Source organism: Nereida sp. MMG025, from assembly GCF_021654165.1.
GTDB lineage: Bacteria > Pseudomonadota > Alphaproteobacteria > Rhodobacterales > Rhodobacteraceae > Nereida.
This window is the reverse complement of record NZ_JAKFZN010000003.1, coordinates 64,057-79,320: the sequence shown is the minus strand read 5'-3', so window position 1 is coordinate 79,320 and position 15,264 is coordinate 64,057. Positions and strand designations below refer to the sequence as shown.

13 protein-coding genes are annotated in these 15,264 nt (G+C 57.1%); 5 read left to right on the top strand and 8 right to left on the bottom strand.

What is annotated here, in order from left to right; translation table 11 throughout:
- Nucleotides 1-104: 104 nt before the first annotated feature.
- The 5 genes from L1065_RS09590 to L1065_RS09570 are packed head-to-tail and all read left to right on the top strand — an operon-like array spanning nt 105 to nt 5,779.
- Nucleotides 105-1,415: an ATPase gene (locus tag L1065_RS09590; protein ID WP_237095263.1), complete on the top strand. Its 1,311-nt coding sequence runs from the start codon at nt 105-107 to the stop codon at nt 1,413-1,415.
- A 51-nt stretch (nt 1,416-1,466) separates the two neighbouring features.
- Nucleotides 1,467-2,204 (top strand): NAD(P)-binding domain-containing protein, encoded by a 738-nt coding sequence (locus L1065_RS09585; RefSeq protein WP_237095262.1) that lies wholly within the window; start codon nt 1,467-1,469, stop codon nt 2,202-2,204.
- A 1-nt stretch (nt 2,205) separates the two neighbouring features.
- Nucleotides 2,206-4,659 (top strand): ligase-associated DNA damage response DEXH box helicase, encoded by a 2,454-nt coding sequence (locus tag L1065_RS09580; RefSeq protein WP_237095261.1) that lies wholly within the window; start codon nt 2,206-2,208, stop codon nt 4,657-4,659.
- A 39-nt stretch (nt 4,660-4,698) separates the two neighbouring features.
- Nucleotides 4,699-5,358, top strand: coding sequence for a ligase-associated DNA damage response endonuclease PdeM (gene pdeM, locus L1065_RS09575; protein ID WP_237095260.1), 660 nt, complete (start codon nt 4,699-4,701; stop codon nt 5,356-5,358).
- A gap of 10 nt (nt 5,359-5,368) precedes the next feature.
- Nucleotides 5,369-5,779 carry a PaaI family thioesterase gene (locus tag L1065_RS09570; RefSeq protein WP_237095258.1) on the top strand — a complete coding sequence of 137 codons (411 nt, stop codon included), beginning with the start codon at nt 5,369-5,371 and terminating at the stop codon, nt 5,777-5,779.
- Here the strand turns inward: L1065_RS09570 and folD are convergent.
- The 8 genes from folD to tolB form a co-directional block, all read right to left on the bottom strand.
- Nucleotides 5,776-6,678 (bottom strand): bifunctional methylenetetrahydrofolate dehydrogenase/methenyltetrahydrofolate cyclohydrolase FolD, encoded by a 903-nt coding sequence (gene folD / locus L1065_RS09565; protein ID WP_237095257.1) that lies wholly within the window; start codon nt 6,676-6,678, stop codon nt 5,776-5,778. The genes L1065_RS09570 and folD overlap by 4 nt on opposite strands.
- Before the next feature lie 54 nt (nt 6,679-6,732).
- The gene (locus L1065_RS09560) at nt 6,733-8,409 is read right to left on the bottom strand and encodes a formate--tetrahydrofolate ligase (RefSeq protein ID WP_237095256.1); all 1,677 of its coding nucleotides are present in this window, start codon (nt 8,407-8,409) and stop codon (nt 6,733-6,735) included.
- Between the two features lie 155 nt (nt 8,410-8,564).
- Nucleotides 8,565-9,161, bottom strand: coding sequence for an MOSC domain-containing protein (locus tag L1065_RS09555; RefSeq protein WP_237095255.1), 597 nt, complete (start codon nt 9,159-9,161; stop codon nt 8,565-8,567).
- A 102-nt stretch (nt 9,162-9,263) separates the two neighbouring features.
- Nucleotides 9,264-11,183, bottom strand: coding sequence for an ATP-dependent zinc metalloprotease FtsH (gene ftsH, locus L1065_RS09550; RefSeq protein ID WP_237095254.1), 1,920 nt, complete (start codon nt 11,181-11,183; stop codon nt 9,264-9,266).
- 84 nt (nt 11,184-11,267) lie between these two features.
- Nucleotides 11,268-12,524: a tRNA lysidine(34) synthetase TilS gene (gene tilS, locus L1065_RS09545; protein ID WP_237095253.1), complete on the bottom strand. Its 1,257-nt coding sequence runs from the start codon at nt 12,522-12,524 to the stop codon at nt 11,268-11,270.
- Between the two features lie 3 nt (nt 12,525-12,527).
- Entirely contained in the window at nt 12,528-13,340 is an 813-nt protein-coding gene (ybgF, locus tag L1065_RS09540) for a tol-pal system protein YbgF (RefSeq protein ID WP_237095252.1), read from the bottom strand.
- Entirely contained in the window at nt 13,341-13,874 is a 534-nt protein-coding gene (gene pal, locus L1065_RS09535; protein WP_237095251.1) for a peptidoglycan-associated lipoprotein Pal, read from the bottom strand. It lies immediately after the preceding gene.
- A 57-nt stretch (nt 13,875-13,931) separates the two neighbouring features.
- Complete coding sequence (gene tolB / locus L1065_RS09530) at nt 13,932-15,257, bottom strand: Tol-Pal system beta propeller repeat protein TolB (protein ID WP_237095691.1); 1,326 nt, start codon at nt 15,255-15,257, stop codon at nt 13,932-13,934.
- Nucleotides 15,258-15,264 lie beyond the last annotated feature (7 nt).

The window sequence follows — 15,264 nt, the reverse complement described above, 5'->3', positions numbered from 1 at the left end:
GCGCAACCAAAGCCAAAGCTGGAATTTGGTGTGAAAAGATATCCAGCTTTTATGAACGAAACATGACCCGCCCGTTCGTGGGCTTTGAGCAGAAGGGAAATGACATGAATATGATCGCCGGCGATGTTCTCGCCCCGCCATCGCCCAAAACACTTGCGGATATGCGTCTGTCGATTGTGATGATGCGCGATATCCTGATCAAAACCATGTTCCGCGCCAATGTTGAACAGACCCGCGAGATTGCACAAGCGATCTGCCTGCCTGTGCGGGTGACGCAGGAATTGATTGATATGGGCCGCGATCAAAACCTGATTGAGGCCACTGGCACGCTGCACGCCACCTCAGGCTCGGAAATGGGCTATCAACTGACAGATTCTGGCAAAGCACGGGCCTTGGATGCCTTGGCACAGTCAGAATACTATGGCGCCTGCCCTGTCCCGCTTGAGGTCTACAGCGAGCAGGTCAAACGCCAATCTATCCGCAACATCAATCTGACCCGTGATCAGCTGATGGGCGCGATGGGGCATCTGATCTTGCCGCCTACGTTGATCGGCGAGCTTGGGCCAGCCGTCGGCGCAGGGCGTTCGATTTTGATGTATGGCCCGCCCGGTAACGGTAAATCGTCAATCTCGAACGGTATCCGCGATGCACTGGGCGACAAGATCTATATCCCGCGCGCAATCGAATATTCCGGCCAGATTATCACTGTGTTTGACCCGATTGTGCACACCGCTGCCGAAGAAGAACGCGACGACCCTAATTCGCTACGCACCAATTTGAACCGCTATGATCGCCGTTACGTGCATTGCGAACGACCCACCGTTGTCACGGGCGGGGAGCTTTCGCTGGACATGCTTGACCTGGTCTACAACAAAACGGCACGGACCTATCAGGCGCCGCTCCAGTTGAAATCCACCGGCGGCGTATTCATCGTGGATGACCTTGGCCGCCAAGCAGAACCGCCGCAAAAACTGGTAAACCGCTGGATTGTCCCACTTGAAGAAAGCCGCGATATTCTTGCGTTCCAGTCAGGCGAAAAGTTTGAGGTGCCCTTTGATACGTTGGTTATTTTCTCGACCAACTTCCATCCAAACGAGATTTTCGACAAAGCGGCGCTGCGTCGTATCTTCTTTAAAATCAAGATTGATGGCCCAAATCAGCAGGACTTCCTGAAGATCTTTGCACTGGTGGCAAAGAAGCGGAAAATGCCGCTGAACGAGGAAGCCCTGGTCTATTTGCTCAAGAAGAAATATCCGACGATCAACAATGTCTATGCAAACTATCAGCCGATATTCTTGATCGATCAGATGATTTCAATCTGCGAATTTGAAGGTATTCCATACCAGATGACGCCTGATTTGATTGATCGCGCCTGGGCCAATATGTTCGTGAAAGAGGAACACATCGAACACTAGGATCAAAGTATGAAAATTGGGATGGCAGGGTGCGGACGAATGGGGGAACCCATGTTGGACGCCCTGCTGGCGGGTGGTTTTGATGCCTGCGGCTTTGATGTTCGGGGTATTGATCACCCAAAAATATCAAATGATTTCCGTAGCTTTTGCCAAGGTCTTGAAGTTTGCTTTGTTGTGGTTCGGGACGCTGCGCAGTGCGATGATCTGCTGTTTGGCGCACAAAACATAGCCAAACATGCAAGTGATTTGAACACGGTCGTTATCTGCTCGACCCTGTCACCTAAATACCTGATGGGCTTACAAAGCCGCCTGCCGGGTTACGTCGCACTGATCGACGCACCCATGTCAGGCGCGCAAATCGCGGCCCAAGAAAAGCGGCTTAGCTTTATGACAGGCGGCGACATCACCCAGATTCAACCCATGCTCGAAACCATGGGTGGCAGTATTCACCCCATGGGTGCGGTGGGTGCAGGGATGCAGGCTAAAGTCCTGAACAATCTGCTGGCGGCTACATCCACAGCGATGACGCGCAAGGTTGTGGACTGGGCCAACGCTGCAGGCTTGGACGAAGCGGACTTCCTTAACCTCGTCAACGCCTCGTCGGGGCAAAACTGGTTGGTCAGCGGCTGGAACACCATCGAATTTGCCAAAGACGGATGGTCGCTCGACAACTCCATCGGCATTCTGACGAAAGACATCGACGCCGCATTAGACGCCCTTCCTGACGGGGCGGACACCACATTGCCAAAAGAAGTGCAAAAGGTGATCCGCGCGTTGAAACCCCATTGATATGCCACACCTTAGCGGCATGGCCCTGCCCAACACGATAATCGACTGGTTCGCCGCCAAAGGCTGGCAGCCGCATCCGCATCAGCTGGAGATGCTGGCGCGCGCGGATGACCCCGCCACCTTGTTGATTGCCCCCACTGGTGGCGGCAAAACAATGGCCGGGTTTTTGCCGACCCTCGCCGATTTGGCCAGCGGCGAACACGATGGGCTGCATACGCTTTATGTCAGTCCGCTCAAGGCCTTGGCCGCCGATATTAAACGCAATCTACGCACGCCCGTGGATGAAATCGGCCTGCCAATCCGAATTGAAGATCGCACTGGCGACACATCGCAAACCAAGAAAAAGCGGCAACGTGCGGACCCGCCACATATCTTGCTGACCACGCCAGAAAGCCTTGCGCTGCTGATCAGCTACGAAGACAGCCCGCGCATGTTCAAAGGGCTGAAGCGGATCATCATTGATGAAATCCACGCCCTATCGGAAAGCAAAAGAGGGGATCAGCTGTTTCTTGCGCTGTCACGGTTGCAGGCGCTGTGCCCCGATCTGCGGCGCGTCGGCCTATCGGCAACGGTCGAAGACCCCGATGCTATTGCCCATTTGATGGCCAAGCACCCCGACACCTGCAATATCGTCACAGCCGATGCTGGACCGCCCCCCGATATCGCAATGTTGCAGATCGATGAGGCCCCCCCTTGGGCGGGTTCAGGCGGCAAATACGCAATTCCTGCCGTCTTGCAGCAGGTCGCACGCCACAAAACAACACTGATCTTTCACAACACCCGTGCACAGGCAGAATTGTTTTTTCACAACCTGTGGCTGGCCAATGAAGATCAGCTTCCCATCGGCATCCACCATGGCAGTCTGGCCCGTGTGCAGCGCGAAAAGGTCGAACAGGCCATGGTCGATGGCGCGCTTAAGGCGGTGGTCTGCACAGGCAGTCTTGATCTGGGCATCGACTGGGGGGATGTGGATCTGGTGATCCAGATCGGCGCCCCCAAGAATGTCAAACGACTGGTTCAGCGGATTGGTCGGGCCAACCACCGCTATAATGCACCGTCCAAAGCACGCCTTGTGCCTGCCAACCGCTTTGAAGTCGTCGAATGTATGGCGGCACTGGAGGCCGTGAAAGCCCATGATCTGGACGGTGAACCGCGCGGCGCGGGTCCACGCGATGTGCTCTGCCAGCATATCCTGATTGCTGCATGTGCAGGCCCCATTGATGCCGATGCCCTTTATCATGAGGTTATCACCTGCGGCGCCTACAGCGCCCTGACACGCGCCGAATTTGATGACTGTTTGGATTTTTGTGCCACAGGTGGCTATGCCCTTCGGGCCTATGACCGCTGGCAACGCCTGATGCAAAACCCCGATGGCACATGGAAGCTGCGCGATCCGCGCGCGGCCCAACGCATACGGATGAACATCGGCACCATTCAGGACACCGATACCCTGAAGGTTCGCCTGAAAAACCGCATGGGTGGCAAACCGTTGGGCGAGGTCGAAGAGGGGTTCGCCGCGACGCTGACCCAAGGGGATACGTTTCTGATTGGCGGCCAGATCGTGCGCTACGAAGGGCTGCGCGAAATGACAGTTGAGGTCACGCGACGTGCCAGTGACAAACCCAAGATCGCAACCTTCCTTGGGACAAAATTTGCCACATCTACGCAGCTGAGCGAGCGCATCTTGCGCATGTTCCAACACGATGATTGGCCAGAGCTACCCCCCGCCACACGCGAATGGCTGCACCTGCAGCGCAAGGTCAGCGAGTTGCCGAAACCGGACCGTTTGCTCATCGAAAGTTTTCCACATGACGGGCGTGCCCAGACGGTTGTCTACGGGTTTGCAGGGCGCAACGCGCAACAGACGCTTGGCTTGCTGCTGACCAACAGGATGGAGGCTGAAGGTCTTGGGCCCATGGGTTTTGTGGCGACGGATTATGCAACACTTATCTGGTCTTTGGATGCCGTCACCGACCCTGCCCCGTGGTTTGAGCCTGCAACCTTACGCGACGGGTTCGAAACATGGCTTGCCAGCAATGCCGTCATGAAGCGCACCTTCAAGGCCAGCGCGACGATTGCAGGACTGATTGAGCGAAACCTGCCAAGCCAGCGCAAATCGGGGCGGCAGGCCACTTTTTCGTCCGATATCCTTTACGACACGCTTCACAAATACGACCCCGATCATGTGATCATGCAAATCACACGCGAAGAAGCGATGCGCGGTCTGGTGGATTTTGGACGTATCGAGGACATGCTGGCCCGTGTGGAAGGACGCATTGATCTGCGCGTCCAGCCAAAGGTGACCCCCCTGTCCGCGCCGCTATTTTTGGAAGCAGGCCGCGTCCCCGTGAAAGGTTTGGCGGATGAACGCCTGATGGCAGAAGAGGCCGAACGACTTTTGCAAACCGCTGGTGTCGAAACCAATGAACCCAAACGATGGGCTGTGCCCTTCTAGGCTCTTGCGGGCAGATCCATTTGCGGGCAAGAACAGAGCATGAACGAGCGGGTTATCCATTTGAACGGTGCGGAATTGCACGCGCGCGGCGATGGTGCGTTGTTTTGGCCTGCGCAGTCAGTGGTGGTTGTCTCTGATCTGCATCTGGGCAAATCGGAACGCATCGCGCGGCGGTCCGGCCAGATGGTGCCACCATATGAAACCGAAGAGACCTTGGGAAAACTTGATGCCGCGATTGAAGCCGTTGACCCGAAAACGGTCATCTGTCTGGGCGATAGTTTCGATGATCTGATCGCCGCCCAAAGCCTGTCAGAGGCGCACCGCCTTTGGATCGCGCGGATGCAAGCAGGGCGCGAATGGATTTGGATCGAAGGCAACCATGACGCAGGCCCAACCGATTTTGGCGGAACCCATTTGGCCGACCTGACACTTGGCGCGCTCCATTTTACCCATATCACAAGCGGACAGGTCGGAGAGATCAGCGGCCATTACCATCCCAAAGCCACGATGCATCTGCGCGGACGGGCGATCAGCCGACCGTGCTTTTTATATGATACCGCAAAGCTGATCATGCCCGCTTTTGGGGCCTATACAGGCGGTCTGCGAACGACCGATGCAGCCTTGGTGCGACTTATGGATGACGACGCACGCGCGGTTTTGACAGGCCAGACCCCTTGCACGATCCCGATGCCCCGCTAGGCTGCGATACATGGATCAAGCCGTTATACAAAACATCCGCGACAGCTTTGACAAACAAGCACTAATGGCCACGTTTCAGGCCCGAATGACGCGCATCGAAGAGGGCGAAGTCGAGATTTGCGCCCCGATCCTGCCTTTGGCGACACAACAACATGGCTTTGCCCATGCTGGCATGACATTTGCAATCGGCGACAGCGCGGCAGGGTATGCCGCGCTTACGATGATGCCCAAAGGCCAAGACGTTCTGACAACCGAAATGAAGATCAACCTGATGCGCCCCGCGGGTGGCGACATGCTGCGCGCGGTTGGCACCGTATTGAAGGCAGGTCGCCTTCTGACTGTTGTAGAAGCGAAGGTATATGCGGATGGAAAACTCTGCGCCGCCTTACAAGGCACCATGATCGGCGCCCCAAAAGGTTAAGCCGTCAACCCTTCCGGTTCTGCCAGATTATTCGCACGACAACAGGCGGTGACGGTGTTGGCCAAAAGACATGCGATGGTCATTGGCCCCACACCCCCTGGAACGGGCGTGATTGCACCAGCAACCGCTGCACAACTTTCGTAATGGACATCGCCAACCAATCGGGTTTTGCCTTCGCCTTTTTCGGGCGCGTCAATGCGGTTGATGCCCACGTCGATCACGGTGGCGCCGTCTTTGATCCAATCCCCTGGCACCATTTCAGGCCGCCCCACAGCCGCGACAACGATATCTGCGCCGCGCACCACGTCGGGCAGGTCTTTCGTGCGCGAATGCGCAATCGTCACAGTGCAGCTATCGTTCAATAAAAGTTGCGCCATCGGCTTGCCCACGATGTTCGAGCGCCCAATCACCACCGCATTCATCCCAGACAGCGCACCGTGGTGATCACGCAGCATCATCAGGCAGCCAAGTGGCGTGCAAGGCACCATCGATTTTTGCCCCGTGCCAAGCAGCCCGACATTGCTGATGTGAAACCCGTCCACGTCCTTGGCGGGATCAATCGCATTGATCACAAGGTCTTCGTCCAGATGTTTGGGCAACGGCAGTTGCACCAAGATACCGTGCACCGCCGGATCGGCGTTCAGCTTGGCGATCAGTGCGAGCAAAACATCCTCAGGTGTGTCGATGTCCAGCTTGTGCTCATACGAGTTCATGCCAACCTCAACGGTCATTTTTCCTTTTGAGCGCACGTACACCTGACTTGCAGGGTCTTCGCCAACCAGTACGACTGCCAAGCCGGGTGTAATGCCATGCTCTTCTTTCAGGCGCGCCACGTGAATGGCCACTTTTTCCCGAACGGTTGCGGCAAAGGCTTTGCCGTCGATTACTGTCGCACTCATTTCTGTTTTCCTTCGATCTTACGTAGCGCGGGGGCCGATTGGCCCCCACTCTCTTTAGAACAAACCTTCGATCTGACCATCATCGTTCAGGTAAATGTTTTCAGCCGATGGCACCCGCGGCAGACCGGGCATTGTCATGATTTCGCCGCAGACAACGACCACAAAGCCAGCGCCGGCACTCAGCCGCACTTCTCGCACAGGCACCGAATGGTTTTCAGGTGCGCCGCGCAGGGTTGGATCTGTGCTGAATGAATACTGCGTTTTCGCCATGCAGACTGGCAGGTGGCCATAACCTTGCTCTTCCCACAGGCGCAGTTGATCGCGGATTTTCTGATCGGCCAGCACCTCATCGGCGTGATAGATCGACTTTGCAATGCGTTCGATTTTCTCAAAAAGCGGCATGTCGTCGGGGTAAATCGGGGCAAACTGGCTTTGCCCACTATCGGCAATTTCTGCCACGCGGCTTGCCAGCGCCTCTGACCCTTTTGAGCCATGTTCCCAGTGCTGCGAAAGGATCGCCTCTGATCCCTGACCTGCCACGTAGTCTTTAACGGCTTGCACCTCTGCATCGGTGTCGGTCACAAAATGGTTGATTGCCACAACTACGGGAACCCCGAATGATTTCAGGTTGCGGATGTGACGCCCAAGATTGGCGCAGCCTTTGTTAACCGCATCGACATTCTCGGCCCCCAAATCCGCTTTTGCCACCCCGCCGTTCATCTTCATGGCGCGGACCGTGGCAACTAAGACAACACAGTCGGGTGCCAGACCTGCTTTGCGGCATTTGATGTTCATGAACTTTTCAGCACCCAGATCCGCGCCAAAACCCGCTTCGGTCACAACGTAATCCGCAATTTTAAGGGCCGTCGTTGTCGCAATAACCGAATTACAGCCGTGCGCAATATTGGCAAACGGGCCGCCGTGCACAAAAGCAGGGTTGTTTTCGAGCGTTTGGACAAGGTTGGGCTGCATCGCATCTTTCAGCAGGACCGTCATCGCGCCGTCCGCTTTGATATCGCGGCAGAAAACCGGCGTGCGGTCGCGGCGGTAGGCAACAATCATATCGCCCAGACGTTTTTGCAGGTCTTTGAGGTCAAGCGCGAGGCACAGGATTGCCATGACCTCGGACGCCACAGTAATGTCGAAACCCGCCTCGCGCGGGAACCCGTTGGCCACGCCACCAAGAGACGCTGTAATCTGACGCAATGCGCGATCGTTCATATCGACAACGCGTTTCCACTGCACGCGGCGGATGTCGATCTCACATTCGTTGCCCCAGTAAATATGGTTGTCGATCATCGCCGACAAAAGCGAGTGGGCCGAGGTGATAGCATGGAAATCGCCTGTAAAATGCAGGTTCATATCTTCCATCGGCACCACCTGAGCGTAGCCGCCCCCTGCCGCACCGCCCTTCATCCCGAAGTTTGGACCAAGCGAGGCTTCACGAATACAAACAGCCGCCTTTTTACCGATGGCGTTCAACCCGTCACCCAGACCAACCGTTGTCGTGGTTTTGCCTTCGCCCGCAGGTGTCGGATTGATGGCTGTCACAAGGATCAACTTGCCGTTTTTGTTGCCCTGAACCGAATTGATGAACGACTGGCTTACCTTTGCCTTGTCATGACCGTAGGGCAAAAGATCATCACTCCCGATGCCAAGTTTCGCGCCAATCTCTTGGATGGGTTGCTTTGTCGCTTCGCGCGCGATTTCGATGTCTGTTTTGTAAGCCATTGGTCTGGCCCTCCCCTATGGTGCAGTCGCGGGTGCATACTGATGTATGAAAACACCTAGGCATTTTTTCACTAGCCCTTCACAGCATTTCCGACATTTTCCGCGCTCTGAACGTCACGCGTCGGAATAGAAGTTTCCGATGGGTAACACGAAGGCTAAGTCAGGCCACGCGCACGGTCCAAGTGGGACCAGACGGGTTGATCAGGTATATTCAGGGTCAAGGTATCTCCCACAGCCAGCGGTCCTTCGCGCTCCACCCAAGCGGTGATGCCGCGCTTGTGCTTGGCCGCTGCCTTGAGTTTCTTTGCCGCAGCTGTGTCCTCCATCTCCAGACCAGGCAAATGGCAGGGGCGGTTTTCCATATCCACGACCAAAGTTGTCCCGGCCGCGTTCTGCAAACGTGACGACGGTGGCACATGCGTGAAATCGGGCAGGCCTTCCACCACGATGGATGCCCCCATCCATTCAGGCGGCAAATGATCAAGGTCAGCGGCAGCCGCGATCTGCGCCAGCTCTTCTACACTCATCACACAAAACTGGCGCACATTGCGGATCTGTGTGCCACGCGGGTGCTGCGATTTCACCCGCGAACACGACGCCCGCATCGCGCCGCCATGTGCCTCGCCCTCAAACCCCGCAAAGGTGGCCTGCGCCTCACTAACCGCGACAGACCGCAAACTCGCGTCTCGGTCAGGCACAAACCCCATCCAAGTAATGTTACAGGTTAGCGCGGTTTTCAGCAGTGCAGGCATTGGGCTCTCCTTGTTTGATCGCAAGATGACCACTTGTTCAGCCCGCGCCAACCCGAAACTTGCGCAAAGAAAAACCCCGCCACTGGGGCGGGGTTCACTTTGCTAGGTTGGCTCTGGTTCCATCCCGCTGTCATCTGCGGGCGGCTTGCGCCGTTTCGCTTTTGGAATGGCTGTCAAAGATGGGGCTGACCCGTCGTCCTTGTCATCCTCATCATCAGCATTGCCAAGATGAGGTGGCTCGCCGCGCATCACGCGTTTGATCTCCTCACCTGTCAGCGTTTCGTATTCCAGCAGACCTTGGGCCAAACGCTCAAACTCAACCGATTTTTCGCGGATGATTTTGGCCGCCAGCTCGTATCCGTCCTGAATGAACTTGCGAACTTCGCCTTCGACCATCTCCTTGGTGTTGGCCGAAACCGAGAAACCAGCGGTGTTGCCCTGATAGCCCTCATGCGCTTCGGCGTAGTCAATGTTGCCGACCTTGTCGGACATCCCCCACCGCAGCACCATGGCGCGCGCCAGTTGGCTGGCCTGCTGGATATCGCCCGCAGGACCGTTGCTGACCTGATCTTCACCGTATTTGTAAATCTCGGCCGCTTTACCTGCCATGGTCATGGCCAAACGCTGGTGGCATTCATCCTTGAACATGTTCAGGCGGTCCATTTCAGGCAGGCTCATCACCATGCCCAAGGCACCGCCACGCGGGATGATCGTGGCCTTGTAAACGGGGTCACATTTTGGCAGTTCGATGCCGACAATCGCGTGACCCGCTTCGTGATAGGCTGTCATCTCTTTTTGCTCAGCCGTCATGACCATGCTGCGACGCTCGGCGCCCATCATGACCTTGTCTTTGGCCTGCTCAAAATCTTCCATCGTGACAAAGCGGCGGCCAACACGGGCGGCCATCAACGCGGCTTCGTTCACAAGGTTTGCCAGATCAGCACCCGAAAAACCCGGTGTGCCGCGCGCGATGATGCGCAGATCAACGTCAGGGCCAAGCGGCGTCTTGCGTGCGTGCACACCCAAAATCTTTTCGCGGCCTTTGATATCTGGGTTGGGCACTGTGACCTGACGGTCAAAACGGCCCGGACGCAGCAAGGCAGGGTCCAGAACATCACGGCGGTTGGTTGCCGCCACGATGATCACGCCTTCATTGGCCTCAAACCCGTCCATTTCGACAAGCAACTGGTTAAGCGTTTGCTCACGCTCGTCGTTGCCACCGCCATAGCCCGAGCCACGGGCGCGGCCCACGGCGTCAATCTCGTCGATGAACACGATACATGGCGCGTTCTTTTTGGCATCCGCGAACATATCGCGCACACGGCTGGCACCTACACCCACGAACATCTCGACAAAGTCAGAGCCTGAAATGGTGAAGAACGGCACACCAGCTTCGCCCGCAATCGCGCGTGCGAGCAATGTTTTACCCGTACCGGGAGGGCCGACAAGCAGCGCACCTTTCGGGATCTTACCGCCCAAGCGGCTGAACTTCTGTGGGTTGCGCAGGAATTCAACGATCTCGCCAAGCTCTTCCTTGGCCTCATCAATCCCTGCCACATCATCAAATGTGACGCGGCCGTGTTTTTCAGTGAGCAATTTGGCCTTGGATTTGCCAAAGCCCATCGCGCCGCCGCGCCCGCCACCTTGCATGCGTTGCATGAAGAAGATCCACACACCGATCAGCAATAGGATCGGCAGCAGGTTGAACAACAGGGCCTGGAAGCCGCTGGTTTCCTGGCTGCGTGCCTCAAACGGGATGTCGTTTTCTAAAAGCAACGTCGACACTTCGGCGTCGCGCGGCATGATCGTTGTATAATCGCGCCCGTCTGTGCCCCGATAGGTGACGCGCTCGCCATCCACTCTGGCGTTGGCCACCTCATTGCCTTCAACCGAGTTCACAAACTCGGAATAGCTCACTTCGCTGGTGTTTACTGCCGCCTGACGGCCACCAACCAGTTGAAACAGGGCCAGAACCAGCAAGCCCAGAACAATCCAAAAGGCGAAATTTCTCGCGTTACCCAAGGGAGGTCTCCTCAAAATGGGAAAATCGGGGTCAAAGCGTGACCCCCTTCGTTACATCTTAAAATAGAGGCTAAGCTGCCAACTTCAATGCGATAAAAGCGAACCGAGGAAAGAAGTGATGCATTTCGCCTGCCATTGATCGTTAAATCCTGCAACAGGTGCCGCCACCAGCTCGCCACCGTGCCAGATCGCGGGGCTGGTCAGTAATGTGCGGCGTGGCAGGCCAGCCGTGCGCCAATCGTCCAGCAATGACAGCCCCGTGTCGCCCAATGCACGCACCTCAACGCCCCGCATTTCGGGCCCCGAGATATGCCAGCGCCCGTCCCAAAGCTCAGACAATCGCGCGACCGTATCCCAAACCGCATTGGCCTCGCGCCCGACCCTGACTGAATTGGCATTGACCGTTATATGACACCCGTGAAGGGTGCGGTCTTGCCCCATACCAATCGCTTCGGTCAAATCACGCAAAGCATCCGAGCGCGGCCCATAGCGCGCAGATGACACCCACCGCAAAGCGCCATTCAACACACGCCGCTGAAGCGTTGGATCCGCAAGCAACAAGCGTTTTTTGTCCAGAACAACATCGCCGCCTTCTTCCGCGCTGATCCGATCAGCCACTTCATAGGCGGCGTATTCAAGCGCCTGACGTTCCGCGCGCAGATTGCCCGCAACATCGGCCAGAACATCCACATTCAGCCCCAAATCGGACAAAGCTGTTAAGGCCTTGCGCATTTTCACACGGTCAAACGACGGATCATCATTGGACGGATCCTCAACCCATTTGATGGATTTTTCTGTCAGATAAGCCCGCAAATCACTGCGGCGCACGTCTAGAAAGGGTCTGTCAAACCGTATGTCATGGCGGATCATGCGCGACTGCATCGCCGCCAATCCATCAACGCCAGAGCGCCGCCCCAATCGCATCAGGAATGTCTCGGCCACATCGTCGCGTTGGTGGCCAAGCGCGACAAGGTTCGCTTTGCGTTTGCGTCCCCATTTCGCCAGCAAGAGGTACCGCGCTTGCAATGCCTGATCCTGCAGATTGCCGCGTCCGTCCCAAGACGACCAGCGCAAGGTATCATGCGGAATATCCAGTGATGCACAGATACGCGCGACATAGGCGGCTTCTTCTGCCGCTTCCTTGCGCAACCCGTGATCGACCGTGGCCACGCATAGTTCAGACCTGCCCCATTCATGCAAAAGGTACAGCAATGCCAGACTGTCACTGCCCCCAGACACAGCCACGCCAATGCGTTCAGGCGGCTCCCACCCGAATTGACGATCAAGGATATCAATCAGGCGTGCCTTGGAAATCGAGGGTGGGGTCGCGGGGTCAGCCACCGATCAGCTGCACCCCAGATTGCGGCGCGCCGATTGCGCCTCAAGCGCCTGTTCAGCCGTTGGAAAGCGGTTTGCCACTTCACCAAGGGTCACGCAGGCCTCGGACGTCTGGCCCAAGTCGGCCAAGGCTTTGCCAAGTTTGAACAGCGATTGCGGCGCGTCGGGGCCCTCTGGGTTTGCGCTGAACGCTTCAAGATAGGCGCGTGCGGCGGGTGCCATATCACCAAGTCCGGCCAGCGCATCGCCGCGCAGCAGATTGGCTTGGGCGGCTAACGGTCCGCCGGGGTAGGTCTGGCTAAAGGTCGCAAACTGGTCTGCGGCGGCACGAAAGTCACCTGATGCGAGCGCCTCCGACGCCCGCTGAAAATCGGCTTGTTCACCGATGGCAAGCGATGGTGCTTGGCTTGGCGTGGGTTGTGCAATGGGGGCAGGTGCTGCAGACGTCTCGCCCCCCAAAGGTGCCGTTTCACCGATGCTGCCAATGTCGCAGGCGGGATCAAGATCGCAGATACGGAACTCAAGATCGCCGATCCGATTGGTCCCGTCGCTCACGACCCGCCCAAGACGGATTTCCAAGTCCTCGGTTTTGGCCGTCAGACGCGTCAGGCTTTGCTCCATCGTCTGGATGCGGTCCAGCGTCGGTGCATCCCCTGCCAGTGGATCAGTGCTGCCTGTTGCCGTAAGCTCTGCTTTCAGCGATGCAATCTCGGCACGCAGGGCGCCAAGATCATTGCGCACATCTGCAAGCGTTTCGGCACTGGCCCCAAAAGGCGTCAGCACCAAAGCGATTGCGATACCAAACCGACGCAGCGCCATTTAGCTCAGCCCACCTGCTGAAATGATCGTTACCGCACGGCGGTTCTGGGCATAGCATGCCTCGGTCGAACAGGCCGCCAAGGGGCGTTCCTTGCCGTAGGTCAAGGTGCGCATACGGCTGCCCGCGATGCCCTGGCTGACCAGATATTCGCGCACAGCATTGGACCGACGCGCCCCAAGGGCAAGGTTGTATTCCCGCGTGCCCTGTTCATCCGCGTGCCCTTCGATGACCGCAATATAGCTCGGGTTGGCCTGCAACCATGCCGCTTGGCCCGCAAGCGTTTGACGGCCTTCAGCGGTCAACGTGCTTTGGTCCACAGCAAAAAGGACTTTGTTGCCAACGGTTTGGTTGAAATACTCGGGGCTGGATGGGTCAAGCGCGCCCACACCGACAGCATTCGGATCGACGCCCGTGTTCGCGCCCGCGCCGTTTAGGTTGGTGCCATCTGTGCCATCGCCAAAGCGATCCGCGTTAGTGCAAGCCGCCAGCGCAAGCGCGCCGATCAGCAAGGTTGCTTTGGTCAAGGTTTTCATAGCTGGAATATCCTGTATCTCGTTTGCTCGTTTATTGATTGTTGCCAGCCTAGCATATCAGCGCTGCAATGGCGACCATGATGGGTCAGATGCGGCCGTATCGGTGCGCACCTTTTTAAGATTGCGTCCCGAAATATCGACCGAGTACAGCGCAGGAGCGCCGTTTTCGCCTTGGGTTTCGCGGGTGAACATGATCACGCGACCGTTGGGCGACCATGTCGGGCCTTCATCCAGAAACGATGCAGTCAACAACCGCTCTTCACTGCCATCGGTGCGCATCACACCAATATGAAAGCGGCCGTTGTTTTGTTTGGTAAAGGCGATCAGATCGCCCTTCGGCGACCACACAGGTGTGCCGTAGCGCCCTGCCCCGTTCGACAAACGACGCGCCTCGCCACCGCCGGCAGGCATCACGTAAATCTGCGGGCTGCCCGATCGGTCGCTTTCAAAAACGATCTGGCTGCCATCAGGCGAATAGCTTGGTGCGGTTTCAATCGCGGGGGTTGATGTCAAACGCGTGCGCTGGCCGCTGTTGATATCCAGTGTGTAGAGGTCCGTATTGCCGCCTGTGGTCAGCGAAAACACGACCGTCTGACCGTTGGGCGCAAAGCGCGGGGCAAAGCTCATGGTGCCATCAGGGACGTCCAAGGCGCGGCGGTTCACGCTGCCGATGTTCAAAACATAGATGCGCGGAAAGCCCGTCTCATAGCTTGTATAAAGGACGCGGTCGCCGTTTGGCGAAAAGCGGGGGGCCAGCACAATCGCGCTACTATCGGTCAAATACTGCGTGTTGGCGCCGTCGTAGTCCATGATCCCGAGGCGCTTGCGGCGGTCATTCTTTGGGCCCGTTTCGCCCACAAAGACAATGCGGCTATCAAAATACGGGCCTTCGCCTGTGATCCGTTCATACACCACATCGGCAACCTTATGCGCGATGCGTCGCCAGCCTTGGGTCGTGCCGACAAATTGCAAACCCTGGCCCAATTCATTGCCGCTAAACACGTCATACAGACGGAATTTCACCACGACCTGCCCGCTACCATCCACACTGACCGCCCCCGTGATCAGCGCCTGCGCATTGATCGCGCGCCAATCGGGAAATTGCACCGGTGCCGAAAACGCACTCACGTTTGAGATAAACGCATCCGATCCAATCTGGCGAAACAGCCCCGTGCCTGTCAGATCCTGGGCCACCAAGGCGCTGATCTGGTTGGCCATTTCGCCCGCATTCGGGGTTTCGGCCTGAAAGGTAGGCAAGGCAAAGGGCAGCGGCTCAATGATCCCGTCATTGATTTCCAGCCGCAGCGGCCCCTGTTGGGCCTGCGCCATCACAGGCGCACATAACATCGCCACACAAAGTATTGCCAGAAACTGCCGAACCATTGCCAAT

Bases quoted from the DNA above. Each gene is read 5' to 3' on its own strand.
- L1065_RS09555 (WP_237095255.1), bottom strand. From the start codon at position 9,161: ATGCCTGCACTGCTGAAAACCGCGCTAACCTGTAACATTACTTGGATG.
- pdeM (WP_237095260.1), top strand. From the start codon at position 4,699: ATGAACGAGCGGGTTATCCATTTGAACGGTGCGGAATTGCACGCGCGC.
- L1065_RS09580 (WP_237095261.1), top strand. From the start codon at position 2,206: ATGCCACACCTTAGCGGCATGGCCCTGCCCAACACGATAATCGACTGG.
- tolB (WP_237095691.1), bottom strand. From the start codon at position 15,257: ATGGTTCGGCAGTTTCTGGCAATACTTTGTGTGGCGATGTTATGTGCG.
- L1065_RS09560 (WP_237095256.1), bottom strand. From the start codon at position 8,409: ATGGCTTACAAAACAGACATCGAAATCGCGCGCGAAGCGACAAAGCAA.
- L1065_RS09585 (WP_237095262.1), top strand. From the start codon at position 1,467: ATGTTGGACGCCCTGCTGGCGGGTGGTTTTGATGCCTGCGGCTTTGAT.
- L1065_RS09570 (WP_237095258.1), top strand. From the start codon at position 5,369: ATGGATCAAGCCGTTATACAAAACATCCGCGACAGCTTTGACAAACAA.
- L1065_RS09590 (WP_237095263.1), top strand. From the start codon at position 105: ATGAATATGATCGCCGGCGATGTTCTCGCCCCGCCATCGCCCAAAACA.
- ybgF (WP_237095252.1), bottom strand. From the start codon at position 13,340: ATGGCGCTGCGTCGGTTTGGTATCGCAATCGCTTTGGTGCTGACGCCT.
- folD (WP_237095257.1), bottom strand. From the start codon at position 6,678: ATGAGTGCGACAGTAATCGACGGCAAAGCCTTTGCCGCAACCGTTCGG.
- pal (WP_237095251.1), bottom strand. From the start codon at position 13,874: ATGAAAACCTTGACCAAAGCAACCTTGCTGATCGGCGCGCTTGCGCTG.